22 protein-coding genes, 2 pseudogenes and 1 riboswitch are annotated in these 24,473 nt (G+C 70.4%); of the genes and pseudogenes, 21 read left to right on the top strand and 3 right to left on the bottom strand.

All coding sequences use genetic code 11. The features are described from left to right. The first annotated feature begins 11 nt into the window (after window positions 1-11). The 9 genes and pseudogenes from DA075_RS17120 (at window position 12) to DA075_RS17080 (ending at window position 8,137) form a co-directional block, all read left to right on the top strand. Window positions 12-1,052 carry an extracellular solute-binding protein gene (locus DA075_RS17120; protein ID WP_099954263.1) on the top strand — a complete coding sequence of 347 codons (1,041 nt, stop codon included), beginning with the start codon at window positions 12-14 and terminating at the stop codon, window positions 1,050-1,052. Between the two features lies 1 nt (window position 1,053). Beyond that, the gene (locus tag DA075_RS17115; protein WP_099954262.1) at window positions 1,054-1,929 is read left to right on the top strand and encodes an ABC transporter permease; all 876 of its coding nucleotides are present in this window, start codon (window positions 1,054-1,056) and stop codon (window positions 1,927-1,929) included. Then, window positions 1,929-2,726, top strand: coding sequence for an ABC transporter permease (locus tag DA075_RS17110; RefSeq protein ID WP_099954261.1), 798 nt, complete (start codon window positions 1,929-1,931; stop codon window positions 2,724-2,726). The genes DA075_RS17115 and DA075_RS17110 overlap by 1 nt, the downstream gene beginning before the upstream one ends. Window positions 2,727-2,908: 182 nt before the next feature. Further along, window positions 2,909-3,210 (top strand): annotated as a pseudogene (locus tag DA075_RS17105) (integrase core domain-containing protein); the annotation flags it as partial. 50 nt (window positions 3,211-3,260) lie between these two features. Next, window positions 3,261-3,609 (top strand): annotated as a pseudogene (locus DA075_RS17100) (IS5-like element ISMpo5 family transposase); the annotation flags it as partial. Between the two features lie 418 nt (window positions 3,610-4,027). Then, entirely contained in the window at window positions 4,028-5,071 is a 1,044-nt protein-coding gene (locus DA075_RS17095) for a 2-keto-3-deoxygluconate permease (RefSeq protein WP_244936169.1), read from the top strand. A gap of 2 nt (window positions 5,072-5,073) precedes the next feature. Continuing rightward, the gene (locus tag DA075_RS17090) at window positions 5,074-6,375 is read left to right on the top strand and encodes a four-carbon acid sugar kinase family protein (RefSeq protein ID WP_099956646.1); all 1,302 of its coding nucleotides are present in this window, start codon (window positions 5,074-5,076) and stop codon (window positions 6,373-6,375) included. Further along, a complete protein-coding gene (pdxA, locus tag DA075_RS17085; protein WP_099954259.1) occupies window positions 6,372-7,370 on the top strand; it encodes a 4-hydroxythreonine-4-phosphate dehydrogenase PdxA in 999 nt (332 codons plus the stop codon). The genes DA075_RS17090 and pdxA overlap by 4 nt, the downstream gene beginning before the upstream one ends. A 5-nt stretch (window positions 7,371-7,375) precedes the next feature. Beyond that, window positions 7,376-8,137, top strand: a complete 762-nt coding sequence (locus DA075_RS17080) for a DeoR/GlpR family DNA-binding transcription regulator (RefSeq protein ID WP_099954258.1) — start codon at window positions 7,376-7,378, stop codon at window positions 8,135-8,137. Window positions 8,138-8,340: 203 nt separating this feature from the next. Here the strand turns inward: DA075_RS17080 and DA075_RS17075 are convergent, their stop codons facing one another. Continuing rightward, on the bottom strand, window positions 8,341-9,585 hold the full coding sequence (locus tag DA075_RS17075) for a metal-dependent hydrolase family protein (RefSeq protein WP_099954257.1): 1,245 nt from the start codon (window positions 9,583-9,585) through the stop codon (window positions 8,341-8,343). A gap of 128 nt (window positions 9,586-9,713) precedes the next feature. On the opposite strand from DA075_RS17075, the gene DA075_RS17070 reads away from it, so the two are divergent. The 7 genes from DA075_RS17070 (at window position 9,714) to DA075_RS17040 (ending at window position 17,214) form a co-directional block, all read left to right on the top strand. Beyond that, window positions 9,714-10,508, top strand: a complete 795-nt coding sequence (locus DA075_RS17070) for a TetR/AcrR family transcriptional regulator (protein WP_099954256.1) — start codon at window positions 9,714-9,716, stop codon at window positions 10,506-10,508. Between the two features lie 5 nt (window positions 10,509-10,513). After that, window positions 10,514-11,356, top strand: a complete 843-nt coding sequence (locus tag DA075_RS17065; RefSeq protein WP_099954255.1) for an ABC transporter permease — start codon at window positions 10,514-10,516, stop codon at window positions 11,354-11,356. After that, window positions 11,356-12,459 carry an ABC transporter ATP-binding protein gene (locus DA075_RS17060; RefSeq protein WP_099954254.1) on the top strand — a complete coding sequence of 368 codons (1,104 nt, stop codon included), beginning with the start codon at window positions 11,356-11,358 and terminating at the stop codon, window positions 12,457-12,459. The genes DA075_RS17065 and DA075_RS17060 overlap by 1 nt, the downstream gene beginning before the upstream one ends. Further along, window positions 12,456-13,481 carry an extracellular solute-binding protein gene (locus DA075_RS17055; RefSeq protein ID WP_099954253.1) on the top strand — a complete coding sequence of 342 codons (1,026 nt, stop codon included), beginning with the start codon at window positions 12,456-12,458 and terminating at the stop codon, window positions 13,479-13,481. Before DA075_RS17060 ends, DA075_RS17055 begins: the two co-directional genes overlap by 4 nt. Before the next feature lie 243 nt (window positions 13,482-13,724). Next, complete coding sequence (locus tag DA075_RS17050; RefSeq protein ID WP_099954252.1) at window positions 13,725-14,552, top strand: ABC transporter permease; 828 nt, start codon at window positions 13,725-13,727, stop codon at window positions 14,550-14,552. A gap of 26 nt (window positions 14,553-14,578) precedes the next feature. Beyond that, complete coding sequence (locus DA075_RS17045) at window positions 14,579-16,189, top strand: amidohydrolase family protein (protein WP_099954251.1); 1,611 nt, start codon at window positions 14,579-14,581, stop codon at window positions 16,187-16,189. Further along, window positions 16,186-17,214, top strand: a complete 1,029-nt coding sequence (locus tag DA075_RS17040) for a CobW family GTP-binding protein (RefSeq protein WP_099954250.1) — start codon at window positions 16,186-16,188, stop codon at window positions 17,212-17,214. The genes DA075_RS17045 and DA075_RS17040 overlap by 4 nt, the downstream gene beginning before the upstream one ends. Window positions 17,215-17,219: 5 nt before the next feature. Here DA075_RS17040 and DA075_RS17035 read toward each other — a convergent pair whose 3' ends face one another. Continuing rightward, window positions 17,220-18,071 (bottom strand): oxidoreductase, encoded by an 852-nt coding sequence (locus tag DA075_RS17035; protein WP_099956645.1) that lies wholly within the window; start codon window positions 18,069-18,071, stop codon window positions 17,220-17,222. A gap of 976 nt (window positions 18,072-19,047) precedes the next feature. Continuing rightward, the gene (locus tag DA075_RS17030) at window positions 19,048-19,476 is read right to left on the bottom strand and encodes a RidA family protein (RefSeq protein WP_232387983.1); all 429 of its coding nucleotides are present in this window, start codon (window positions 19,474-19,476) and stop codon (window positions 19,048-19,050) included. Window positions 19,477-19,608: 132 nt separating this feature from the next. Between DA075_RS17030 and DA075_RS17025 the strand changes: the two genes are divergently transcribed. The 5 genes from DA075_RS17025 (at window position 19,609) to DA075_RS17005 (ending at window position 24,472) form a co-directional block, all read left to right on the top strand. Then, window positions 19,609-20,175, top strand: a complete 567-nt coding sequence (locus tag DA075_RS17025) for a TetR/AcrR family transcriptional regulator (RefSeq protein WP_244936167.1) — start codon at window positions 19,609-19,611, stop codon at window positions 20,173-20,175. Between the two features lie 37 nt (window positions 20,176-20,212). After that, a riboswitch (TPP riboswitch) is annotated at window positions 20,213-20,338 on the top strand. A gap of 28 nt (window positions 20,339-20,366) precedes the next feature. After that, the gene (locus DA075_RS17020; RefSeq protein WP_210206988.1) at window positions 20,367-21,494 is read left to right on the top strand and encodes a LuxE/PaaK family acyltransferase; all 1,128 of its coding nucleotides are present in this window, start codon (window positions 20,367-20,369) and stop codon (window positions 21,492-21,494) included. Next, entirely contained in the window at window positions 21,491-22,945 is a 1,455-nt protein-coding gene (locus tag DA075_RS17015) for an acyl-CoA reductase (protein WP_099954249.1), read from the top strand. The genes DA075_RS17020 and DA075_RS17015 overlap by 4 nt, the downstream gene beginning before the upstream one ends. Then, window positions 22,935-23,726 (top strand): ABC transporter ATP-binding protein, encoded by a 792-nt coding sequence (locus DA075_RS17010; RefSeq protein ID WP_099954248.1) that lies wholly within the window; start codon window positions 22,935-22,937, stop codon window positions 23,724-23,726. Before DA075_RS17015 ends, DA075_RS17010 begins: the two co-directional genes overlap by 11 nt. Next, window positions 23,723-24,472 (top strand): ABC transporter permease, encoded by a 750-nt coding sequence (locus DA075_RS17005; protein WP_099954247.1) that lies wholly within the window; start codon window positions 23,723-23,725, stop codon window positions 24,470-24,472. Before DA075_RS17010 ends, DA075_RS17005 begins: the two co-directional genes overlap by 4 nt. Window position 24,473: the final 1 nt, after the last annotated feature.

Raw genomic sequence — 24,473 nt, 5'->3', positions numbered from 1 at the left:
AGAGACGGACCATGACCGACTTGACCCGACGCAGCCTCCTGCGGACGAGCGCCGCCGCCGGCACCGCCGCCCTCGCGGGCTTTCCCGCCCTGGCACAGAGCCGCGAGATCACCGTGACGGCCCTCGGCGGCGTCTGGGAGGAGGCCGTGCGCAAGAGCTTCGTGGCGCCCTTCGAGCAGAAGACCGGCGCCAAGGCCAACGTGCTCCTCGGCTCGCCGCCGCAATGGCTGTCGCAGGTCGAGGCGAACCCGCAGAACCCACCGATCGACGTCATCATCGCGACGCCCGATCTCGCCATCAGCGCCGCGAAGACCGACCTCCTCGACACTTTCACGACCGAGCGGCTGCCGAACCTCGCCGACATCCCGGAGGAGTTCACCAAGGCCCTGTCCGGCAAGGGCACGGTATTCGACTACGGCGTGGCCGGCATCACCTACAACAAGAAGACGGTGAAGAACCCGCCGAAATCCTTCCGCGAGTTCGTCGACCGCACCGCCGCCGGGGAGTGGACCGCCTCGCTGCCGGGCCTCACCTACGCGGTGACGCCGATCATGCTGATCTGGACGCTCGCCAAGGCCCTGGGCGGCGGCGTCGAGAACGTCGATCCGTTCTTCCAGGCGATGGCGCGGATGCGCAAGAACGTGGTGTTCTGGGGCGGGCCGAACGACTTCTTCAACCACCTGTCGAGCGGCGAGGCCGACCTCGGCATCTATTTTGACGGGCGGACCTGGGCCCATGTCGATGCCGGGGCGGACTGGATGGACTTCGTCAACCCGAGCGAGGGCGGCTCGATCAATGCGCTCGCGGTGATCAAGCCGAAGAACGCCAAGCCGCTCGCCTGGGACTATGTCGACGTGATGCTGAGCCCCGAGGCGCAGCTGCGCTTCGCCACGATGCTGAACTACCCCGTCACCAACCGCAAGGTGGTCTATCCGGACGCCCTCAAGCGCCGCTTCACGCCCTGGCAGCAGGCGCATTTCCCGCCCTACGAGGAGATCGCGAAGGTGCGCTCGGCCTGGGTGGACCGCTGGAACCGCGAGATCCGGGGGTGAGATGACGACAGAGGCAACACGAGGGGCGGCACGACGGCCGGTCCTGACCGGGCGCCCCTCCATCGGTCGGCCTTTCCTGGCCCTGCCGGCGGTGCTGTTCCTGCTCGCCTTCTTCGTGCTGCCGCTCCTCGACAACGGCCTGCGCAGCGTCGTGCCGGCGGATGGACAGGGCCTGACGGCGGCGCGCTACATCCAGGTCCTGACCGACCCGTTCTACCTCGACAGCATCCTCCAGACCGTCCTGCTCTCCGGCGGCGTGACGCTGATCTGCGCGCTCATCGGCTACCCAGTGGCTTACTACCTCGTGCGGCATGCCGGCCGCCTGAGCAGCCTGATCATCTTCCTGCTGATCGCGCCGCTCCTGACCTCGATCATCATGCGCACCTACGGGTGGCAGGTGCTGTTCGCTCGCCGCGGCCTGATCAACACCTGGCTGGTGCAGGATCTCGGGCTGATCGAGCGGCCGTTGCGGGTCCTCGACACGCCGGGGCTCGTCGTGGCGAGCCTCGTCCACGTGCTGGTGCCGTTCATGGTCCTGTCGATCGCCGCGGTGCTGCAAGGCGTCGACCGGCGCCTGGAAGAGAGCGCGCAGCTCCTCGGGGCGAGCCCCTGGCGCACCTTCCTGTCGGTGACGCTGCCGCTCTCCCTCGACGGGATCGGCACGGGAGCGATCCTCGTCTTCATGGTCGCCAACGGCAGCTTCGTCACCCTGGTGCTGCTCGGCGGCGGGCTGAAGACCCTGCCGCTCCTCATCTACCAGCAGTTCAACACCACCCGGGATTTCGGCCTGGCGAGCGTGATGAGCACCGTGCTGCTCGCGGTCGCCCTCGCCTGCCTGGTCCTGCAACTGCGCCTCGTGCGCCGGAGCGGCGCGTGATGCAGGCCCGGTTCGGACGTTTCCTGCTCGGCGGCTTCGTCGTCCTGTTCTTCGCCTTCCTGATCCTGCCGATTGCGATCGTGGTCGTCGGCTCGTTCACGCAGGCGAGCTTCATCACCTTCCCGATCCCGGGCTGGTCGCTGCGCTGGTTCCAGCGCATCCTCGACTATCCGCCCTACCTCGCCTCGATCCGGGTGAGCCTCGCGGTCGCGGTGGGCGCGACGATCCTGTCGTGCCTCATCGGCGTCCCGGCGGCGCTCGCGCTCGCCCGCTCCTCCTCGGCGCTCGCGGGCGCCACGATGGTCTATTTGCTCTCGCCTCTCTCGATGCCGATGATCGTGATCGGCTTCTCCGCCCTGTTCTTCCTGTCGCGGATCGGGGTCGGGGTCTCGTTCACCGCCCTGCTCATCGCCCACACGGTGGTCTGCCTGCCTTACGTCCTGCGCACGGTGGCGGCGACCTATCGCGGCACCGGACGCAGCCTGGAGGAGGCGGCGGCCCTCCTCGGCGCCAACCCGCTCCAGGTCTTCTGGCACGTCGTCCTGCCGCTGATCCGGCCGGGCATCGCGGCGGGCTCGCTGTTCTCGTTCCTGGTGTCCTTCGACAACCTGCCGATCTCCTACTTCTTCGGCAGCCCGGAGACGCTCACCCTGCCGGTGGTGATGCTGAGCTACATGGAGCACCAGTTCGACCCCTCGATCGCGGCGTTGAGCACGCTCCAGCTCGCCCTCGCGGTAATCGGTCTCGTCGTCGTCGACCGGCTTTATGGGATCGAGCGGATGACGGTCGCGGCGTGACACCTCGACCGACGCTCGAAGCGGCTCGCCGAAGCGCGCTTGTGAACCGCTCCGGGTTTCCCAGAGGCTCCCACTTCCGAGAGGATGGAGCCATGACGAAGCGAAGAGCCCCGTTGTTCCTGAGATGCGCGAGCGCGCCGTTCGGATGGTGCGCGACCGCGAGGGCGGGCACGGCCCGCAAGCAATACCTGGCTTTGCGCTACACCGAGCGCCTGGCCGGCGCGGGCATCGAGCCGTCGGTCGGCACAGCGGCGGCGACGGTGACGACAACGCCCTGGCGGAGACGATCAATGGCTTGTTCAAGGCGGAGGTGATCCATCGACGAGGGCCGTGGCGCTCCGTCAAAGCGGTCGAGTACGCCCCCCTGGAGTGGATCGACTGGTACACCCACTGCCGCCTGCTCACGCCGATCGGCAACATCCCTCCCGCCGAGGCCGAAGCGCGCTGTCATACCCACATCGGCGACCAGGCCTTGGCCGCCTGACCCAAGACGAGCAGCCTTCGAAAAACCGGTGCCGTTCATGGCCGTTCATGGCCGCCAACGTCCACGACACGCAAGCGGCGGGCCAGCTGCTGGACCGCGCCGCGGAGGCGGGCTGGGCGCCGGTGCGGGTGAAGGCCGATCGGATCTACACCGGCGCGCGGATGGACGAGGCCGCGGCCCGCCACGGCGTGGAGGTGCAGGTCTCCGCCCGTGAGGCGCAGGCCAAGGGCTTCCAGCCGGTGCACCTGCGCTGGCGCATCGAGGCGGCCTTCGACGCGCCAGCGCCGCCTGACTCGCCACTGGGAGCAAATCCCAGCGGCGGCCGAGGACAGCATCAATATCGCCGACTGCCACAGGCTCATGCAGTCCTACCAGAGGCGCCAATACAGATACCCATAGTCAAACAGCCTCTCAAGGGATAATTTTTCCAAATGCGGCGCTCAAGAGTCACATAGGAAAACAGAGAGCTGCTTTGGAGATCATGACCGCGCACTGAAAACGCTCCCGCTGATCGCAGGAGAGCGAATCACGCTTCACGCGACACGCGAAGCCCTTTTTTCAGCAGCCTGCCAGCGGCAGGAGAGCCGGGAAAGGGCGGTGGCAACTGAGAATGTCGTTGCGGCAGACGCTCGCGCGAGCAGACAGGTCGAAGGCCTCCGCCCGAGCCTCAATCCTCGAACGGGACGACACTCCATTCGCGCAAACCGCGCATATCGCGTACCTTTCCGATTGACCTGCGCCGAATTTTGCGCTCTTCGAGCGCTAACAGTCGGTCAATCGCGCAATCTCCTGCGCGATCCGCGCAAAGGAGGAACGCATGGCGGGGCTACGGATGGGCGAGGTCCGGATCAAGCGCGCGATCGAGCGCGTACCGGGCGGGATGATGGTGGTGCCGCTGCTCGTCGGCGCGGTGATCGCCACCCTGTTCCCGGCGACCCCGAAGGTGTTCGGCTCGTTCACCGGCGCGCTGTTCACCGGCGCGCTGCCGATCCTGGCGGTGTTCTACGTCTGCATGGGGGCGAGCATCGACTTCCGCGCGACGCCCTACATCGTCAAGAAGGGCGGTACGCTGCTCGTCGTGAAGGTCGGCATCGCGATGATCCTCGGGGTGATCTTCGGCCGCCTGATCGGCGAGGCGCCGGTCGCCGGCGGGCTGTTCGCCGGGCTCTCGACGCTGGCGATCGTGGCGGCCATGAACGACACCAATGGCGGCCTCTACATGGCGCTGATGGGCCAGTACGGTCGGCCGCGGGACGTCGGTGCCTACACGATCATGTGCCTCGAATCCGGCCCCTTCCTCACCATGGTGACGCTCGGCGTCGCCGGCCTGTCGGCCTTCCCGTGGCAGACGATGGTCGGCAGCATCCTGCCGCTCCTCGTCGGCATGATCCTGGGCAACCTCGACCGGGAGATGCGCGACTTCCTCGGCCGCGCCGTGCCGGTGATGATCCCGTTCTTCGCCTTCGCCCTCGGCACCGGGCTCGACCTGACCAAGATCTGGCAGGCGGGGCTGCTCGGCCTCGGCCTCGGCGTCGCGGTGGTGGTCGTGACCGGCATCCCGCTCTTCCTCGCCGACCGGCTCACCGGCGGCACCGGGGTGGCCGGCGTCGCCGCCTCCTCGACCGCCGGCAACGCCGCCGCGGTCCCGGCGATCATCGCCGCCGCCAACCCGGCCTATGCCGACGCCGCCGCCCCCGCGACGGTGCTGGTGGCCGCGACCGTGGTGGTCACCGCCATCCTCACGCCGCTCGCCACCGCCTGGACCGCCCGGCATTTCGGCGAGCGGACGGAAGAGGACGCCGCGTCGGAATCAGCCCCCGGGGCCCCGCACGCGGCCCCGCATCTGGCCAAGCAGGCGTGATCGTGGCGCGCCGCTGGCTCATCCTCGCCGACGACCTCACCGGCGCGGCCGACTGCGCCATCGCCTTCGCCCGCCGCGGCCGCTCGGCCCGCGTGCAGTGGGGCGAGGCGGGGTCCGGGGCGCAAGAATCCGGGGCGCAAGAATCCGGGGTTCAAGAATCCGGGACGGAGGAAGACGTCGTCTCGCACGACGCCGACAGCCGCCAGCTCGGCCCGGAGGCGGCGGCGGCGCGCCACGCCGCCCTCCTCGACCGGCTGCACCATCCGGGCCGATCGGTGTTCAAGAAGATCGACTCGACCCTGCGCGGACAGCCGGGGGCGGAACTCGCCGCCACCCTCGAGCGCCTGCGCCGGCGCGAGGGCGCGGCCTTCGGGATCCTGGCGCCGGCCTTCCCGGCGACCGGCCGGACCACGATGGCCGGCAGGATCCTGGTCGAGGGCCAGCCCCTGGAGGAGACCGAACTCTGGCGCCGGGACCACAGCTACGCGACCGGCGCGCTGCCCACGATGCTGGAGGAGGCCGGCCTGCCGAGCGCGACGATCGCCCTCGCGACCGTCCGGGCCGGCGTCGAGCCCTTGCGCACGGCGCTGATCGCGGCGTCGCGGGCGGGAGCGGTCGCGGTGCTCGACGCGGAATCGGACGACGACCTCGCGCGGATCGCCGAAGCCGGCCGGGCGCTCGACGCGCAGGAGGGCCTGGTCTGGATCGGCAGCGCCGGCCTCGCCCATGCGCTGGCCATGCAGGAAGCGGGGCCGGCTGCCCCGGCGCAGAGAATCCCGGCCGGCCCGGGCGGCACCCTCGTGGTGGTCGGGAGCCTCGCCGCCGCCTCTCGCGCCGCCGCGCGCCGGCTCGTCGGGGAGACGCGCCTGCGCCACGTCCCGGTCACGCCGGACATGCTGCTTCAGGCGGACGAGGCCGAGCGGGCACGCTGCCGCGACGCCGTGGTCGCGGGGCTGAGCGCCGGGGACGACGTGCTGGTCGAAGTGGCGATGGGCGAGGCGCCGGATCTCTCGATGGGTGCCCGTCTCGCCGATGCCCTCGGCGCGCTGCTGGCGCCCGTCGCGGCCCATCTCGGCGGGCTCGTGGCGACGGGCGGCGAGACCGCGGCGGCGTTGCTCGCGCATCTCGGGGTCGACGGATTGCGGCTGATCGACGAGATCGAGCCCGGCGTCTCCCTCGGCCTGACGCGCGGCGCCCTCGAGGTGCCGATCGTCACCAAGGCCGGCGCCTTCGGCCATGCGGACACGCTCCTGCGCGCCGTCCATCACCTCCGGGCCATTCGAAACCAGGGTTCTCCGACATGAGCCGACCGACCATCGCGATCACCATGGGCGATGCCTCCGGCATCGGGCCCGAGATCATCATGAAGGCGCTGGCCCTGCCCGAGGTCGCGGCGATGTGTCGGCCGCTGGTCGTCGGCGATGCCGAGCGCCTGCGCGAGGCAGGAAGCATCGTCGGCTCGGACCTCGCGGTCCAGGCGATCGCCTCGCCGGAGGAGGCGTCGTTCGCCCCCGGCACCGTCGCGTGCATCGACCTGGCGCTGATCCCGCCGGGCCACCCGTTCGGCCGCGTCTCGCCGGTCTCCGGCGAGGCGGCGTTCCGCTACATCGAGCGGGCGGTCCAGATCGTCCAGGCCGGCCAGGCCGCCGCGATCTGCACGGCGCCCTTGAGCAAGGAGGCCCTGCACGCCGCAGGGCACAAGTATCCGGGCCACACGGAGCTTCTCGCCGAGCTGACCGGCACGCCGGAAGTCTCGATGATGCTGGTCTCGCCCAAGCTCCGGGTGATCCACGTCACGACCCATATCGGGCTGATCGACGCCATCGCGCGGATCGAGCCGGGCCTGGTCGAGCGGGTGATCGCGCGGGGCCACGACACCCTGGTCAAGGCCGGGATCGCGAATCCGCGGATCGGCGTCTGCGCCATCAACCCCCATGCCGGCGAGAACGGCCTGTTCGGTCGCGGCGAGGAGGCCGAGAAGATCACGCCCGCGGTCCAGGCCTGCCAGGCGAAAGGCTGGCGGGTCGAGGGGCCGCTCCCCGCCGACACCCTGTTCTTCCTCGCCGGCCGCGGCGACTACGACATCGTGGTGGCGATGTACCACGACCAGGGCCACGGCCCGATCAAGGTGCTGGGGCTGGAGGCCGGGGTGAACATCACCGTCGGGCTGCCGGTGATCCGCACCTCGGTCGACCACGGCACCGCCTTCGACATCGCCGGCAAGGGCATCGCCGATGCGGGCTCGCTGGTCGAGGCCCTGCGCCAGGCAGTGGATCTCGCCCCGCGCCGGGCGGTCTGAGCGCCATGACCCGCGGCCGGCACCGGCACCCGCTGCTGCTGGAGGCGCTCCAGGCCGGCGAGGTCGTGGTCGAGGAGCTGGCGGAGCGCTTCGGCGTCTCCGCCTCGACGATCCGGCGCGACCTCCAGCAGCTGGCGACGGACAAGGCGATTCGGCGCACCTATGGCGGCGCGGTGATCGCCCACCCGCTGCCGGAGGCCAGCCTGCCGGAGCGCGAGACGCAGGCCCGGCCCGAGAAGGCTGCCATCGCCAGGGCCGCCCTGGCCCTGCTCACTGACGACGACATCCTGATCCTCGACGGCGGCTCGACGGTGGCGGCCTTCGGGGCCGGACTCGCCGGGCGGCGCCACGCGATCATCACCAACAACCTGCCGCTCGTGAGCGTGCTCGCCGGCGCGCCCGGCCTCAGCCTGACGGTGCTCGGCGGCGCGGTGCGGCCCGGCAGCATGAGCACGATGGGCCCCCTGGCGGAGGCCTCCTTGCGCCGTCTCACCGCCGACAAGGCGGTGGTGAGCGGCGACGGCTTCGTCGCGGGCCGCGGCCTGTGCGAGGCGGCGATCGAGCAGATCGCCCTCAAGTCGCTGATGATGGAACAGGCGGCCGAAACCGTGGTGCTGATGGATTCCTCCAAGCTCGGCCGCGCGACGCAGGGAGCCTGGGCGCCCCTGCCGCGCCGCTGGACCCTGGTGACCGATGCCGGCGCCACCGACGCGCAATGCGCGGAAGCGGAGGCGGCCGGGGCACGGGTGGTGCGGGCGAAGGGGTGAACGGCGCTTCCGGGATGCCGGCCTGATCGAGCGCGGGTACCTCCTCTCCCCGCCCACGGGGAGAGGAGAAGACTGGCGCCATTTTTGTCCAGGCTTCTCCCCGGGAGAGTTATGCCCGCATCGGAGAGGGACCCCTGATCTCTCTCGACTGGCGCTGATCGCGCGAAGACCGCGGAACGCAGACCGCGCGCGGTCACGACACCCTACGCCGCCAGCTCGTCCTTCACGAACCGCCCGTCGATCATGATCGCCCGCATGTGCCGGCCCTGGCCTGTGAGGAGCGAGAGGTCGGAGAGCGGATCGCCGTCGACCACGATCAGGTCGGCGAAGGCGCCCGGGGCCACCACGCCGGCCTTGCCCTCCAGGCGCACCACCTTGGCGGCGTTGACCGTGGCCGAGCGGATCACCTCGATCGCCGGCAGGCAGCGGCCGCGGATCACGAATTCCTCCGACTGGTGGCGGTGCATCTCGCCCAGCAGGTCGGTGCCGTAGGCCATCATCACGCCGGCGTCGCGCAGGATCTCGAGGGCGGCGAGCCCCGCCTCGCGCACGTCCTCGATCTTGGCCACCGAGGCCGGCGGCAGGCCTAAGCCCGCGCCCTCCTTGGCGAGGGCGTCGAAGGTGACGTTGGTCGGCACCACGTAGGCGCCCTTGTCGCGGATCAGCCGCGCGGTCTCGGGCGTCACCAGGTTGCCGTGCTCGACCGAGATCACCCCGCACTCGACCGCCCGGCGGATCGCCGCATCGGTGTAGAGATGGGCGGCGACGTAGGTCTGGGCGTTGCTCGCCTCCTCGACGATCGCCCGCAGCTCCTCGACCGAGTAGCCCAGGAACGCGATCGGGTCGGTGGGCGACGACACGCCGCCATTGGCCATGATCTTGATGAAGTCGGCTCCGGCCTTGATCTCCTCGCGGGCGACGCGGCGCACCGCGTCGACGCCGTCGCAGACCCGGCCCATGGCGCCGAGCTTGGTGGCGTAGTGGCTCACGTCCCGGGCGTGATAGCGGCCGCGGTAATCGGTGTGGCCGCCGGTCTGCGACAGCGCCTTGCCGCAGATCACGAGGCGCGGGCCGTCGATCAGCCCTTCCCGCACCGCCATCACCAGCCCGTGATCGGCGCCGCCGAGGTCGCGCACGGTGGTGAAGCCGCGCATCAGCATGCCGCGCATGATCTTGGCGGTGCGGAGCGCCACCAGGGAATCCGGCAGGTCGGCATTGGCGCCGAGATCGGGGATCGTCGCGATGACGTGGACGTGGCAATCGATCAGACCCGGCATCAGCGTGCGGCCGGCAAGGTCGATCACCCGGGCCGACGACGCGGTGAGCGGCCGGTCCGAGACCTCCCGGATGGTGCCGCCCTCGACCAGGACGTCGTAGCCGTCGAGCGCGGTGTCGTGGGTGCCGTCGAGGATCCTGGCGTTGCGGAACAGGACGAGGTCGGCGCTCATGCGGGCGGTTCCTTCAATTGCCGAGGCGAACCCGGAAGGCCGGGCGCGAGGCGTCCACGGCACACTGGACAGCGAGAAAAAAACAGGCAAGCTTGTTTTTTTATCAGGCAGCAGAACCCGGAGGAACGGTGACGCAGACCGGACGCCCGCAGCAGGCGCGCAGCCTCGCGACCCGCGAGCGGCTGGTGCGCGCGACGATCGACGAGATCCATGCCGTCGGCTACCACGCCGCCACGACGCACCGGATCGCCGAGCGGGCGCAGGTCTCCCGCGGGGCGCTGCTGCACCACTTCCCGAGCCGGTCCGATCTCGTGCGCGCGGCGCTCGAAACCCTGCTCGACGACGGCACCGCCGAGATCAGGGCGGTGTCGCAGGACGTGCGCACGGGGGCGCTGCCGCTCGCCGACTTCGTCGACTTCCTGTGGCCGCTCTTCTCCGGCCGGTTCTTCCAGGTCTCGATGGAGCTGATCACCGAATCCCGCACCGATGCGGCCTTGCGCGAGAGCCTGATCCCGGTGGTGCAGCGCTTCCACGCCGCCCTCGATGCGATCTGGGTCGAGTTCTGCGATGCCGAGGCCCGGCCGCCGCGGGAGGCCCGGATCATCCTCAATCTCACGGTGAACCTGTTGCGCGGCATGGGCGTGCAGACGGTGCTGCGGCCGGATCCGGAGTATTTTCGCGATCTGATCGAGGCCTGGAAGGCGGTGCTGCCGCAGCTGATCAGCGGGCCGGCGGGCGACGCGGCCTTCGCAGGTCCGCGCTTCTCGCGAGAGGGCGGCGTGGCCGCGCCCGAGCTTGGCACCTCTCTTGCCAACACCCCTCTTGCCAACACCTCTCTCGCCGATCGGGCGACCACCCGTCTTGCCAAAAGGGCAGACACCTGTCCTACAAATAGGTCAGCTCTCGTCACCTCGAAGCCGTGAACCGCATGAGTGCCGCCACCCTCTCGCCCGCCGCGCCCGGCCTCTCGGCCCGGCTCGGCCGCCTCGCCGTCCTGGCGGCCGTCATCCTGGCCTACGCGGTCGTGTTCGCCCCGATCGTGATGGTGATCGTCACCTCGTTCTTCGACCAGGAGATCGTCACCTTCCCGCCGGAGGGCCTCACCTGGCGCTGGTACCTCAATGCCTGGGCGCAGCGCGACTTCGCCCGCGGCTTCCTCACCTCGCTCCAGATCGCGCTGGCCGCCACCGCCATCGGCGTGCCGCTCGGCACCGCCGCGGCGCTCGCGCTGGTGCGGGCGAACATCCCCGGGCGCGGGCTCATCAACACCTTCCTGCTCGCACCGCTGGCGGTGCCGGCGATCGTCGCGGGCTCGGCCCTCTACATGTTCTACCTGCGGGCCGAGGACTGGCTCGACATGGACATCAAGGCGACGCTGGGCGGCCTCGTCGCCGCCAACGTCCTCATCACCATCCCCTGGACGGTGCGCCTCGTCACCGCGAGCCTCGCCGGACTCGACCGCTCGGCGGAAGAGGCGGCGGCCAATCTCGGCGCCCGGCCGCTCACGGTGTTCCGCCGCATCACCCTGCCGATGCTGCGGCCCGGCATCGTGGCGGCGGCCCTGTTCTCCTTCGTGGCGAGCTTCGAGAACCTCGAGCTCAACCTCCTCCTCGTCGGCCCGGGGCGCACCACCCTGCCCGTCGCCATGCTGAGCTACCTGGAATTCCGAATGGACCCGACTCTGGCCGCCGTCGCGACCGCGCAGATTCTGATGGTGACGATCCTGATGCTGGTCACCGACCGCTTCGTGAAGCTGTCGCGGATCGTCTGATGGGCACCCTCCAGCTCGACGGCGTCACCAAGCGCTACGGCGAGGCGATCGCGGTCGCCGGCGTCGATCTCGACATCCGCCAGGGCGAGCTCGTGGCTTTGCTCGGCCCCTCCGGCTGCGGCAAGACCACGACGCTCCGGATGGTCGCGGGCTTCATCGAACCCACGGCCGGCCGCGTCGTGATCGGCGGGCGCGACGTGACGCGGCTGCCGCCATATGCCCGCGACACCGGCATGGTGTTCCAGTCCTACGCGCTGTTCCCGCATATGAGCGTCGCCGACAATGTCGGCTTCGGGCTGGAGATGCGGAAGGTGGGTCGGGCCGAGCGCGACCGGCGCATCGCCGAGGCCCTGCGGCTGGTGCGCCTCGACGCGCTGGCCGACCGGCTGCCGCGCCAGCTCTCCGGCGGGCAGCAGCAGCGCGTCGCTCTGGCCCGGGCGCTGGTGGTGAGCCCGGCGGTGTTCCTCCTCGACGAACCCCTGTCGAACCTCGACGCGAAGCTGCGCTCCGAGGTCGGGCTCGAGATCCGCGAATTGCAGAAGCGCCTCGGCCTCACCACCCTGATGGTCACCCACGACCAGGACGAGGCCCTGGCCATGGCCGACCGGCTGGTGGTGATGGAGCATGGCCGCGTGCTCCAGGTCGGCAGCGCGGAAGACCTCTACGAGCGCCCGGCCAACACGTTCGTCGCCGGCTTCGTCGGGCGCTGCAACCTGCTCGACGGCGCGCGCGAGGGCGCCGGCGTGTTTCGCCTGGCGAGCGGCGCCGCCGTGCCGTGCGCGCCCGACGCGACCGCCAGGAGCGATCTCGCCAAGGGCGGCCAGCTGGCGATCCGGCCGGAGCGGATCGAGGTCGCGCCCGATCCCGCCGGCACCGGCCGGCTCAGGGCCGTCACCTATCTGGGCGCCCGCACCGAGTATCACCTCGATCTCGCCGGCGAGCCGATCGTCGCGGTGAGCCCGACGCCGCTCCCCGACGATCCCCGCCGCCGCCTCGTGGCCGGCGATCCTGTCCGCATCACTTGGACTCCCGACGCTGCCCGCGTCATTCCCATCCCCGACGCGTCCCGCGTCATGCCCGCAGCAGAGAGCCCCGCCCGATGATCACCCGTCGCTCCCTCATCGCCAGCAGCGCCGCCCTCGGCCTCGCCGGCACCCTCCCCGCCCGGGCCGAAGCCGCCCCGATCGTCGTCGGCACCTGGGGCGGCGATTACGGCGCGCTCCTGCAGCAGAACATCGACGTCCCGCTGATGAAGCCGCAGGGCATCGAGGTCTCGCAGGACATCGCCAACCAGGATCCGCGCCGCACCAAGCTGATCGCCGAGCGCACCAGCCGCCGCGCCAGCATGGACGTCGCCTGCATCAACGACATCGACAGCTACATGCTGAGCCAGCTCGGCGTGCTGGAGACCGTGCCGGCCGCCGAGGTGCCGCGCCTGTCGCAGGTGATCGACGTCTTCCGCAAGCCGCACTCGATCCCGCACATCTACTCGGCGCTGGTCGTGCTCTACAACCCGAGCAAGGTCACCACCCCGCCGACCCGCTACGCCGACATCTTCGATCCCAAATACAAGGGCCGGGTCGGGTTCTCGGACATTCTCTGGAACTTCAACATGGCCGGCGCCAATATCGGGGCCGGCGGCACGCCCACCGACTTCACCAAGGGCCAGGCGGCCCTGATGGACCTCAAGAAGCTGTCGCCGAAGGTCTATCCGTCGAACGAGACCTTGGCCGCGGCCCTGAAGTCCGAGGAGGTGTGGATCTCGATGATGTGGCTCGCCCGCGGCTTCATGTGGAAGCAGGCCGGCATCCCGGTCGAGATGGCGGTGCCGGAGGAGGGCGCGCTGCCGATCCTGTTCGAGGCCGGCGTGCCGAAGAACTCGCGGGCCAAGGACAGCGCCTTCAAGTACCTGAACGCCATGCTCGACCCGAAGGCGCAAGTCGCCTTCGCCCAGAAGATGGGCTACGTGCCGACCGTCAAGGACGCCAAGCTGCCGGAGGATCTGGCCAAGCAGATCAGCCTGACGGAGGCGCAGCAGGCCAAGCTCCGGCCGCTCGACTACGCCACGATGCAACAGCAGCAGGCGGCGTTCACGGATTTCTGGAACAAGGAATTCAAGGGGTAGGCTGTCGACCAGTCTTCCTCGGGGCTTTCTGGCGACATGCCGAGACAAGCCTAACGCGGGTCTCCCCCCTCCCGTCTGGGAGAGGGGAGACCCGCGCCTGAGCCTTGTCCGAGAGTTTTCCCGGACCGCCGGGATCATTCCGAGCCCGCTGCGCGGCCCCCGGGATGACCCTGTGCGGTGGAGAGGTGGGTGCCAACCCCGATCCCGTCCGCAACCAAGAAATCCCCAATCCAAAGGTCCGCCGTGTTCGCCCTCATCCTGCCGGCCGTTCTCGTCGTCGCCGCGCTGCTGGTCGGCCCGATGGTGCTGCTCGCGCGCATCTCGCTCAATCAGTACAGCGCGACGCAGCTGATGATCGAGGCGACGACGGCGCAGAACTACCTCAACGCCGTGGCCGATCCGTATTACCGCAGCGTGATGGGCACGACGCTGGTGATGGCCTTCGCCTGCACGGCACTGACCCTGGCCCTCGGCTTCCCGGCCGCCTACCGGCTCGCCCGGATGGAGAGCCGGTGGAAGAGCCTCGTCACCGTCCTGACCCTGATCCCGCTCCTCGTCGGCAACGTCGTGCGGGCGGCGGGCTGGCTCGGGCTCCTCGGCAATGACGGGCTCATCAACGCCACCTTGCGGGGCCTGCACGTCACCTCGGCGCCGCTGCAACTGATCTACACGCCCGGCGCGGTCGCGATCGGCACGATCGCGGTCGTGCTGCCCTACATGATCCTGACCCTGTCCTCGGTGATCGAGAGCATCCCGCGGGCGGTGGAGGAGGCGGCGGCGAATCTGGGGGCCGGCGCCTTCACGGTGTTCCGCCGGGTGGTGTGGCCGCTGGCCTTGCCCGGCACGGTGGCGGGCTGCGTCCTCGTCTTCATCCTGTGCATGAACACCTACGCGACCGCGGTGCTGCTCGGCGGCTCGCAGTTCAAGATGATGGCGCCCGCCGTCTACGACCAGTTCTCGAAGGGCATGAACTGGCCGTTCGGCGCCGCCCTCGCCTTCATCCTGCTCGCCGCGACCTTGGTCCTGACGGCACTGGGCACCGCGCTCCTCGGCCGCCGCTACGCCCGCTGACAGAAACAAGAACACGGGAGGACACCATGAGCGACGCCCCGATTCTCGCCGGCAACGAACTCGCCGCCGAACGGGCCAAGGCCGGCCAGCCGCCCCTCGTCCCGTCGACCTCCCGCGACCGCGGGATCGGGCCGCACAAGCGCCTGGTGCTGCGGGGCGCCACCGTCATCGACGGCACCGGCGCGCCGCCGATCGGCCCGACCGACATCGTGGTCGAGAACGGCCGCATCGTGCAGCTCAAGAAGGTCACGGGCAACCTCGCGACGAGCGTCAACCGGCCGGCGCCCGGCGACCACGAGATCGATTGCCGCGGCAAGTGGGTGACGCCGGGCTTCGTCGATTGCCATGCGCATGCGGGCGTCGCGTATCATGCCGCCAACGGCTGGGTGCCGCCGGTCGAGTACGTCTACAAGCTCTGGCTCGCCCACGGCGTCACCACGGTGCGCGAGATGGGCTCGTTCAACGGCCTCGACTGGATGCTCGACCAGAAGAAGCGCGCCGAGGCCAACGAGATCGCGGCGCCGCGGCTCCTGGCCTACAGCTACTTCCCGGCCGTCAACGACATGCTGAAGCTGATCCACACCCCCGAGGAGGGACGGGCGTGGCTGCGCAAGCTCAAGGAGCGCGGTGCCGACGGGGTGAAGTTCTTCGGCGCGCCGCCCGCCATCATGGAGGCGGCCCTCGACGAGTGCCGCAAGCTCGGGCTGAAATCGGGTTGCCACCATGCCCAGATGGCGGTGACGCGGATGAACGCGCTGACCACCGCCGGCTGGGGCCTCACCAGCGCCGAGCATTATTACGGCCTGCCCGAGGCCCTGTTCGAGGACAGGGTGGTGCAGAACTTCCCGCTCGATTACGACTACAACGACGAGTATTTCCGCTTCTCGGTCTCCGGCCAGATGTTCCGCCAGGGCGCGGAGCCCGGCTCCAGGAAATGGAACGAGACCCTGGAGCGCTTCCTGGAGCTCGGCTTCACTTTCGTGCCGACCTTCACGATCTATGATGCCAACCGCGACCTGATGCGGGCGCGCCAGGCCGACTGGCACAAGGACTACACCTGGAAGTCGATGTGGGACTACTTCACCCCACAGCGTGGCGGCCACGGCTCGTACTGGTATCGCTGGTCGACTCAGAACGAGATCGAGTGGAAGGAGAACTACCGGCTCTGGATGGCCTTCATCAACGAGTACAAGAACCGCGGCGGCCGGGTCTGCGCCGGCTCGGATTCGGGCTTCATCTACCAGATCTTCGGCTTCGGCTACATCCGCGAGCTGGAATTGTTGCAGGAGGCGGGCTTCCACCCGCTGGAAGTCGTGCGCGCAGCGACCTCGCAAGGAGCGGCCCTGTGCGGGCTCGAGGACGAGATCGGCACCGTCGAGGTCGGCAAGCGCGCCGACCTCCTGGTCCACGACCACAACCCGCTGACCGACTTCAAGCTGCTCTACGGCACGGGGGCGCTGCGCCTCGACGAGGCGACGAACGGCGCCACCTGGCACCGGGGTCTCAAGTACACGATCAAGGACGGGGTGATCTACGACACCGCCGAGCTGCTCGCCGACGTGCGCGAGCTGGTCAAGGCGACCTGGGACGAGGCGGTGCCGAGCAAGTACGCGGCACCGCAGCAGGCGGCACCGTGACCGATAGCCTCGACTTCGTCGTCCTCACCGGCTTCCTCGGCTCGGGCAAGACGACGCTGCTGCGCGACTACCTCGCCCTCCCCGAGGCGGCCGACACCGCGATCATCGTCAACGAGGCCGGCGAGATCGGCCTCGACGGGCTGATCCTGCGCGAGAGCGGGGGTGAGGTGCCGATGACGATGCTGGCGAATGGCTGCGTCTGCTGCCAGATGACGAGCGACCTCGCCCGCACCGTCGAGGCGCTGCTCGCCGCCGAGCGGCCGGAGGCCTCGGGGCCGCTCCGACGGATCGTGCTGGAGACGAGCGGGCTGTCGAAGCCCGGACCGGTCCTGCGCCAGCTCGCGAGCCTCGCCGGCTTTCCCATGCGGGTCTCGGTCCTCGCCACCTACGATGCGCTCCGCGGTCCTGAGACCTCCGCCTTCGAGGAGGCTGCGGCGCAATGGGCCGCGGCGCACCGCATCGTGCTGACCAAGCTCGACGCCGCGCCCCTTGGCCGGCCCGCGCAGGCCAGGGCCGAGGTCGCGGGCCTGAACCCACTCGCCGAGATCGTGGCCGATCCCGACCGCGAAGCCGCGGTGTCGGCCGCCTTCGCGCCTTTGCCCGGCGCCGGCCTCGATCCGGCGCTGCTCCAGGCGGAACCCGCCGGCGCCCATCCCCGCGTCGCGATCTGGCTCGCCCGGCCCACCGCTCCCCTCCCCTACGACGATCTGGCGGCCTGGCTCGACAACCTCGCGGGCCAACTCGGCGAGCGGCTCTTGCGCCTCAAGGGCCTGGTGCGGGTCGTCGAGTCGGATCGTCCCCTGCTGGTCGAGAGCGTCGGCACGCTGTTCTCGCGTCCCCGCCCCTTCGGCCGGCCGGGCGAGGGCGCGGCGCCGTTCGTGGTGGTGATCGCCCGCGACCTGGCGGCGGGAGAACTGGAGGACGTGGCGCCTGCCGGGCTGTTCCGGTTCGCGCCGCGGGTTCCGGACAGCCCGTTCGTGCGGGCGGGGGCCGGGGTGCCGCGGGCGGATGCGGTTCGAGGCTGAACCGCTCAGCTTTCCGCGGGAAAATCCGCCCCGCGGCTCACCGCCTCCGACGCCTCGATCTCCTTCAGCCGCGCCCGCATCCGCTCGGTCACGGCCTCGAAGCCCCAGGCGCCGAGCACCAGGTGGCGCGGCGGCGACGCGCTCTCGGTCACCCGGATCATCGCCTCGGCGGCGCGGACCGGGTCGCCGGCCTGGGTCCCGCTGTTCTCGGCGGTGGCCTTGAGGCGGGCGCCGGCGGTCTCGGCGTAGTCGGCGATCCGGCTCGGGGTCTGGACGAGGGAGCGGCCGGCCCAGTCGGTGCGGAACGGCCCAGGCTCGACGCAGGTGACCCGCAGCCCCAGGGGTCCGACCTCCGCCGCCAGCGCGTCCGACCAGCCCTCGACCGCGTGCTTGCTCGCCGCGTAGTAGCCCGAGCCGGGAAACCCGATCAGCCCGGCGACCGAGGTGATGTTGATGATGTGCCCGCTCCGTTGCGCCCGCATCACCGGCAGCACCGCGCGGGTGAGGGCGAACAGTCCGAACACGTTGGCGTCGAACTGGGCGCGGATCTTCTCCTCCTCGCCCTCCTCGACCGAGGCCTGGTAGCCGTAGCCGGCATTGTTGACGAGGACGTCGATGCGGCCGAACCGCTCCTGAGCGCCGGCCACCGCCGCCGCGACTTGATCGGGCTTCGTCACGTCGAGGGGCAGCGCCAGCACCCGGTCCTCCGCCCCCGCCGCGAGGTCGGCGACCCGGGCGGCGTCGCGCGCCGTGACCACCGCACGCCAGCCGCGGGCGAGGACCAGCTTGGCCAGTTCGCGCCCGAACCCGGTGGAGCAGCCGGTGATGAGCCAGACCGGCGTCGATATCTGCGGCATGGATGAGGTCCCGAAATAGGCCGCCGGAGCCCTCGAGGACCCGGCCGATCGACCGGGATAGCGCGGCGCACCGAGCGAGGTTCCGGCAGCGCCGCGCGACTCGATGCCGGGGACGGGCGGCGAAGGCGCGAAGCCGAATTCCAGCCGGAAACTCCCGCCGGGGACATTCCCGGCCATCATCGAGCCTCGAAAGTCTGGCACGATGGCGCCCTTGACTAGGATTCTCACCTCGAATCATGTGACTATGACACAAAATTCCATGATCTCTGTTCAAGAAATCATGATTAATGGCTACGAAACGGCACGAACATTCATTTTATAATTTATTTACTGCAGATTTACAAGATTTATGATGTTAATTATTAAATATGATGTTTTGACATTTTTACTTCTAGAAATTTTCAAATCATGATCAGTACCCGATGTGTTGGCAGCGGCTTCGTCGTGGATTGTAAGCCAATCTCTCCGTCTTCGCCTCCGTCATCTTTGGGAGAGCGACTGAAATTCCTAGGACTGCCGGCGATCGACACGCTGGTGACAGTCGGAGCGGGCAGCGCTAACGTCACGTCGCGAGTCAGGCCTGCCGCCCTGTCGCGTGTCCCGCGTGCCGGCGACGACGAGGACATCTCGCAGTCGTTCAACCCGCAGCGGCAAGACGGTCGGCCGCACCTACGACGGCGTAGAGGTGCTGGCGCCCAAGATGCGCTCGAAGAGCTTCACGTCCGCCGAGGTCCGGCAAGCGATCGGGCGGGCGATGCAGGACATCGGCGTGTCGAGCCCGTCCGAGGCACCGAGGGAGAAGGCGGCCAAGTCGCCCCCGGGAAAAAGTCGGCTCGGGAAAAGACGGAGGACGCGGCGGAGAACCGGCTCGCGAAGATCATCAAGATCATCGCCGAGTGCCCGTTCGCGCCCCCGTGATGATGGCGGACGCCAGGACCGGGGCGGCGCGTCTCCCGGCCGCCCTCGGCGCGAGCGCTCACCCGCCGGCCGGGATCCGCGCGATCGCCTTGATCTCGAAGTCGAACCCCGCGAGCCAGGTCACGCCGACCGCGGTCCAGTTCGGATAGGGCGCCTCGCCGACCACGCCGTCACGCACCCGCATCACGGTGTCGAGCTGCGCCGCCGGGTCGGTGTGGAAGGTCGTCACGTCGACGACGTCGTCGAAGGTGCAGCCCGCCGCTTCCAGCACCGCCGCGAGCCGGGTGAACGCCAGGGCGACCTGAGCCGCGAAGTCGGGTTCCGGCGAGCCGTCCTCGCGGCTGCCGACCTGGCCGGAGACGAACAGCAGGTCGCCGGAGCGGATCGCGGCCGAGTAGCGGTGCCGCTCGTAGAGGGCCTGCCGGCCGGGCGGAAAGACGGCGTCGCGCATGCGCCGCGCCGGAACGTCGGTCTGAGCCTGCGCCATGAATTGCTCCCTCGGTCCTCAAGTTGATATACGGGACGTATGTGAGAGAGCACGGATACGCAGCGTATGTCAATTCACATGCGCTGCGTATGCCAATGAGGGTGGGTCGAGGTGGCCGGACGACGCGCGCAGATGATGGAAGAGACGAAGGACAAGCTCATCCGGACAGCCCGGGAGGCCTTCGCGCGGAAGGGCTATGCGGCCGCCTCGATGGACGAGCTGACCGCCGCGGCCGGGCTGACGCGGGGTGCGCTCTATCACAATTTCGGCGACAAGAAGGGGCTGCTCCAGGCGGTGATCGACCGGATCGACGCCGAGATGGCGGCGCGCCTGCGCGCGGTCGGCGAGCGGGCCTCTCACCCGTGGCGCGGCCTCCTCGACGAGTACCGGGCCTATATCGAGATGGCGCTGGAGCCGGAGATCCAGCGCATCCTGCTCCTCGACGGCCCGGCGGTCCTCGGCGATCCGTCGCTGTGGCCGAGCCAGAATGCCTGCCTCGCCGAGACGACCCGGCGCATCCAGACCCTCGTCGCGGACGGGGCGATCCCCCCGGTGGACGCGGAAGCTGCCGCGCGGCTCCTCAACGGCGCCTCGCTCCACGCGGCCCTCTGGGTCGCGGCGTCGCGGGAGCCGGAGGCGACGCTGGGCAAGGCGCTCGAGGCGTTCCGGCGGCTCGCCGAGGGGTTGGCGCGCCCTTGAGCGCAACTTGACACCCGCCCCCGCACCCCCCAGTGTCTTCGGCTCCCAGGGGGGCCTCGTGAGGAGGCTGAGATTCCGCCGGTCCGGACCCGTCCGGGCGCCGCGGTGACCCTATGAACCTGATCCGGGTCATGCCGGCGTAGGGATGCGGGACCGGCGAGGGCAAGGCCCTCACAGCCGTCTTTTCGCGCATGATCTCCGCCGGACTGGCCGTCGCCCGGGATGGGCGCGAGGTGGCCGTCATGTCGCAAGCGGAGATCGTCGAGGCCCTCCTCGATTTCATCGGGCGCCCAAGCGCGACCGAAGCGGAGTTCGAGGCGCTGGCCCTGCGGCTCTTCGCCTATCAGTTCGCCCACAACGCGCCCTATCGCCGCTTCGCGCAACAGCGCGGGCGCACGCCGCTGACGGTCCGGCGCTGGCGCGACATCCCGGCGGTGCCGATCAAGGCGTTCAAGGATCTCACCTTGAGCTGCTGCCCGCCCGACGAGGCCGAACGGGTGTTCATGACGAGCGGCACGACCGGGAGCGGGCGGGGCCGCAGCTACCACCCGACGCTCGCAGTCTACGACCGCTCGATGCTCGCGGGCTTCGCCGCCCGGATCATGCGCGGGCGCCAGACGATCCGGATGGGCATTCTGTTTCCGGACGAGGCGGCGCTCCCGCATTCCTCCCTCGCCCATTACCTGGCGCTGGCGAAGGACCATTTCGGCACGGAGGACAGCGCCGTCTTCGTCGGACCCGGGGGGCTCGCCCTCGACGCGCTGCTGACATTCCTCGCCGAGGCCGAGGCCGCGGGCGAACCCCTCGCGCTTTTGGGCGCCACCTACGCCTTCGTGCCGGTGATGGACGCGCTGGCGGAGCGGGGCCGCCGCTTCGCCCTGCCGGCGGGGAGCTTCCTCTTCGACACCGGCGGCTTCAAGGGCCAGTCGCGCGAGATCGAGCCGGACGCGTTCTACGACGGGCTCTCGGCAGCTTTCGGGGTTCCGCGGAGCGAATGCCTCAACATGTACGGCATGACCGAACTGAGCACCCAATTCTACGACGACGGCAACGCGGTCTGTCCGCCGGTGAAGTCCGGCCCGCACTGGATCCGCAGCCGCGTCGTCGACCCGCTGACCGGGCAGGACCTGCCCGAGGGCGAGACCGGCGTGCTGGTCCACCACGACCTCGCCCACTTCAATTCCGTCTCGGCGATCCTGACCGAGGATGCCGGCGTGATCGCGCCGGGCGGCTTCCGGCTGCTCGGCCGGGTCGAGGGCGCGGCGTCGCGCGGCTGCTCGGTCGCGGTGGCCGAATTCCTGGCTGCCGCGCAGGGATGAGGATCCTGGAGCAGGCCGGGCACCTCCCGGGCCTCCCGGCCGAGGCGGTCGGCCGGCGCGTCGTCGAGCACCGCGCCTGGGGCGAGACCGTCGGGGTGGCGCTGCCGGACCTCCGGGAGGATCAGGCGAAGGCCCTGTGCGGGCATGTCCGCGCCCGAGCCCGCGAGACCCTGCGGCGGATGGAGACCGTCCGGATCGTCGAGGCGATCGACCGGGCGAGCGCCTGCCTGCTCGACCGCGCCCACCCGTTGCGCCGGAAGGCGGAGGCGCTCCTGCCGGTCGTCACCGGCTACGACCGCGAGACGGTGCGGCTCGGCCTGACGAGCTACCTGAAAACCTTTCGGCGGCCGCAGCTGCTGCGGTTCCTCGCCGAGGATTTTTCGAATCCCGGCGTGCTCGACGGCTTCCAGCCGGCGGTGAAGGGCGGGTTCGTGCGGGCGCGGGGGCCCGACCTGCTGCTGCATGTCTGGGCCGGCAACGTCCCGGCCCTGCCGCTCTGGAGCCTCGTCTCGGGGTTGCTGGTCAAGGCCGGCACGATCGGCAAGCTCGCCTCGGCCGAGCCGCTGACCGCGGGCTGGTTCGCGCACCTGATCGCGGAGACCGATCCCGAACTCGGCGAGTGCCTGGCGGTCACCTGGTGGAAGGGCGGCGCCGGCGGGACCGAGGCCACCTTCCTCGCGCAGGCCGATTGCGTCATGGCCTATGGCGGCAACGAGACCCTGACGGCTTTGCGCGCCAAGGTGCCGGTCACCACCCGGTTCCTGCCGCACGGCCACCGCATCGGCTTCGCGATGATCGCCCGCGAGGCCCTGGACAGCCGCCGCGCCGGCACCCTCGCGCGCCTCGCCGCCCAGGACATCGTGCGCTACGAGCAGCAGGGCTGCTACGCACCGCAGATGCTGTTCGTCGAGCGCGGCGGTCCGGTCGCGCCGGACGAGTTCGCCCGCCACCTCGCCCATGGACTCGCCGCCCTGGCGAGCCGCCACCCGCGCCGGCGCCTCGATCCGGGCGAGGCCGCGTCCATCGCGGCCTGGCGGAGCGCCCACGAGATGCGGGCCCTCGACGGGGAAGCGACGCTGCTGGGCGATCCGGCCGATCCGTGGAGCGTCGTGCTGCTCGACGCCGCCACGGGCTTGAGCCCGTCCGGCCTCAACCGCAGCGTGGCCGTGGTGGCGGTCGACGCTCTCGCGGACGTGCCGGCCCTGGTGGCGCCGCACCGCGCGTATCTCCAGAGCGCCGGGATCGCGGCGGCCCCCGCCACGCTGTTCCGCCTGGCGGAGGATCTGGCCGCGGTCGGCCTCACCCGGATCGCCGCCCTCGGCCGCATGACCGCGCCGGAGGCCGGCTGGCACCATGACGGCCGCTTCAGCCTGCTCGACCTCGTCACGATGACGGAGATCGAGGCGAGCGCCGAGGCCGCGGCGGAAGGCTTCGCGCCCTATGCCGACTGATCCGTATCTCTCCCTCGCCGGCGTGCGCTACCGCTTCCCCGGCGATCCAACCGACACCGTCGCCGGCGTCGACTGGGCGATCCCCCGCGGGGCGATCCACTGCCTGCTCGGCCGCAGCGGCTGCGGCAAGACCACCCTGCTCAAGCTCGCCGCCGGGCTGCTGGCACCGGATGCCGGCACGGTGCGGATCGACGGGACGGGGGTGAGCGGCCCGCCCGAAAAGGTCGGCTTCGTGTTCCAGGCCCCGACCCTGCTCGCCTGGCTCTCCGCCCTCGACAACGTGCTGCTGCCGGTCTCGCTCAAGCGCCGGCCTCAAGCCCCCGACCGGGAGGCCGCCCGCGACCTCCTCGCCGCGATGGGCCTCGGCGACCTGACCGAGCGCCGCCCCGCCGCCCTGTCGGGCGGGCAGCAGAGCCGGGTCGCGATGGCCCGGGCGCTGGTGACGGAGCCGAGCTTGCTCCTCCTCGACGAGCCCTTCGCCGCCCTCGACGCGCTGACCCGCGAGGAGTTGCAAGAGGACCTCCTGCGCCTCTGCACGTCCCGCGGCACCGCGGCGCTCTTCGTCACCCACGACATCGCCGAGGCGGCCTATCTCGGCGACCGGGTCGGCGTGATGGCGGCCGGGCGCCTGGTGCACGAGGGCGCGGTCCCGCTGCCGCGGCCCCGGCCGCCGGGCATCCGCTACGAGCCCGCCTTCGGGGCGGTCTGCCGCTCGCTCCGCGCGATCATGGACGGCGCTCCCTCGAACAGCCCGTCTCCTGCGATCGGGCGGGCGGCGTGAGGACGCGTCTCGCCTCCGCCCTGCTGCTGGCGGCCCTGCTCATCGCCTGGGAGGCGTGGTGCCGCTCAGGCAGCGTCTCACCCCTCGTCCTGCCCGCCCCCTCCGCCGTCGCCGGGACGCTGTGGGGCGAGGCCGCCTCCGGCCGGCTCTGGCCGCACTTGCGCGTCACCGTGACGGAGATGGCGCTCGGCCTCCTCGCCGGCACCGTCCTCGGCCTCGGTGCCGGAATCCTGCTGTCGGAATCGCCGGCTCTGCACCGGGTGCTGCGTCCCTACGTGCTGGCGAGCCAGCTGGTGCCGAAGCTGGCGCTGGGGCCGCTCCTGATCCTGTGGTTCGGCTTCGGGCTGACGCCGACCGTGGTGATCACCGCACTGATCTGCTTCTTCCCGCTCTTCGAGAACACCCTCACGGGCCTCGATCAGGTCGAGCCCGGGCAGCGCGAGCTCTTCCGGATGCTCGGGGCGAGCCGCGCGCAGACCCTGCTGCGCCTGAAGCTGCCCGCTTCGCTGCCGGTGATCCTGGCGGGCTTCCGCGTCGCCATCGTGCTCGCCCTCGTGGGTGCGGTGGTGGGCGAGTTCGTCGGCGGGCGCCAGGGACTCGGCGCCTCGATCATCGCCGCCCAGAGCGTGATGGATTCGAGCCTGATCATCGCCCTCTTCGTGGTCATCACCGCCCTCGGGATGGTTGTCTACGAGGCCGCGCGGGGGCTCGAGGCCGTGATCCTGCGCCGCTACGCCAGAGATTGAA

The organism is Methylobacterium currus, from assembly GCF_003058325.1.
Taxonomy (GTDB): Bacteria; Pseudomonadota; Alphaproteobacteria; order Rhizobiales; family Beijerinckiaceae; genus Methylobacterium; species Methylobacterium currus.
Note: the sequence above shows the minus strand (reverse complement) of the source record. Positions and strands in the feature narration are given on the sequence as shown.

Bases quoted from the DNA above. Each gene is read 5' to 3' on its own strand.
- DA075_RS17025 (WP_244936167.1), top strand. From the start codon at position 19,609: ATGATGGAAGAGACGAAGGACAAGCTCATCCGGACAGCCCGGGAGGCC.
- DA075_RS17065 (WP_099954255.1), top strand. From the start codon at position 10,514: ATGAGTGCCGCCACCCTCTCGCCCGCCGCGCCCGGCCTCTCGGCCCGG.
- DA075_RS17060 (WP_099954254.1), top strand. From the start codon at position 11,356: ATGGGCACCCTCCAGCTCGACGGCGTCACCAAGCGCTACGGCGAGGCG.
- pdxA (WP_099954259.1), top strand. From the start codon at position 6,372: ATGAGCCGACCGACCATCGCGATCACCATGGGCGATGCCTCCGGCATC.
- DA075_RS17110 (WP_099954261.1), top strand. From the start codon at position 1,929: ATGCAGGCCCGGTTCGGACGTTTCCTGCTCGGCGGCTTCGTCGTCCTG.
- DA075_RS17095 (WP_244936169.1), top strand. From the start codon at position 4,028: ATGGCGGGGCTACGGATGGGCGAGGTCCGGATCAAGCGCGCGATCGAG.
- DA075_RS17035 (WP_099956645.1), bottom strand. From the start codon at position 18,071: ATGCCGCAGATATCGACGCCGGTCTGGCTCATCACCGGCTGCTCCACC.
- DA075_RS17045 (WP_099954251.1), top strand. From the start codon at position 14,579: ATGAGCGACGCCCCGATTCTCGCCGGCAACGAACTCGCCGCCGAACGG.
- DA075_RS17080 (WP_099954258.1), top strand. From the start codon at position 7,376: ATGACCCGCGGCCGGCACCGGCACCCGCTGCTGCTGGAGGCGCTCCAG.
- DA075_RS17020 (WP_210206988.1), top strand. From the start codon at position 20,367: ATGATCTCCGCCGGACTGGCCGTCGCCCGGGATGGGCGCGAGGTGGCC.
- DA075_RS17030 (WP_232387983.1), bottom strand. From the start codon at position 19,476: ATGGCGCAGGCTCAGACCGACGTTCCGGCGCGGCGCATGCGCGACGCC.
- DA075_RS17055 (WP_099954253.1), top strand. From the start codon at position 12,456: ATGATCACCCGTCGCTCCCTCATCGCCAGCAGCGCCGCCCTCGGCCTC.
- DA075_RS17010 (WP_099954248.1), top strand. From the start codon at position 22,935: ATGCCGACTGATCCGTATCTCTCCCTCGCCGGCGTGCGCTACCGCTTC.
- DA075_RS17120 (WP_099954263.1), top strand. From the start codon at position 12: ATGACCGACTTGACCCGACGCAGCCTCCTGCGGACGAGCGCCGCCGCC.
- DA075_RS17015 (WP_099954249.1), top strand. From the start codon at position 21,491: ATGAGGATCCTGGAGCAGGCCGGGCACCTCCCGGGCCTCCCGGCCGAG.
- DA075_RS17075 (WP_099954257.1), bottom strand. From the start codon at position 9,585: ATGAGCGCCGACCTCGTCCTGTTCCGCAACGCCAGGATCCTCGACGGC.
- DA075_RS17115 (WP_099954262.1), top strand. From the start codon at position 1,054: ATGACGACAGAGGCAACACGAGGGGCGGCACGACGGCCGGTCCTGACC.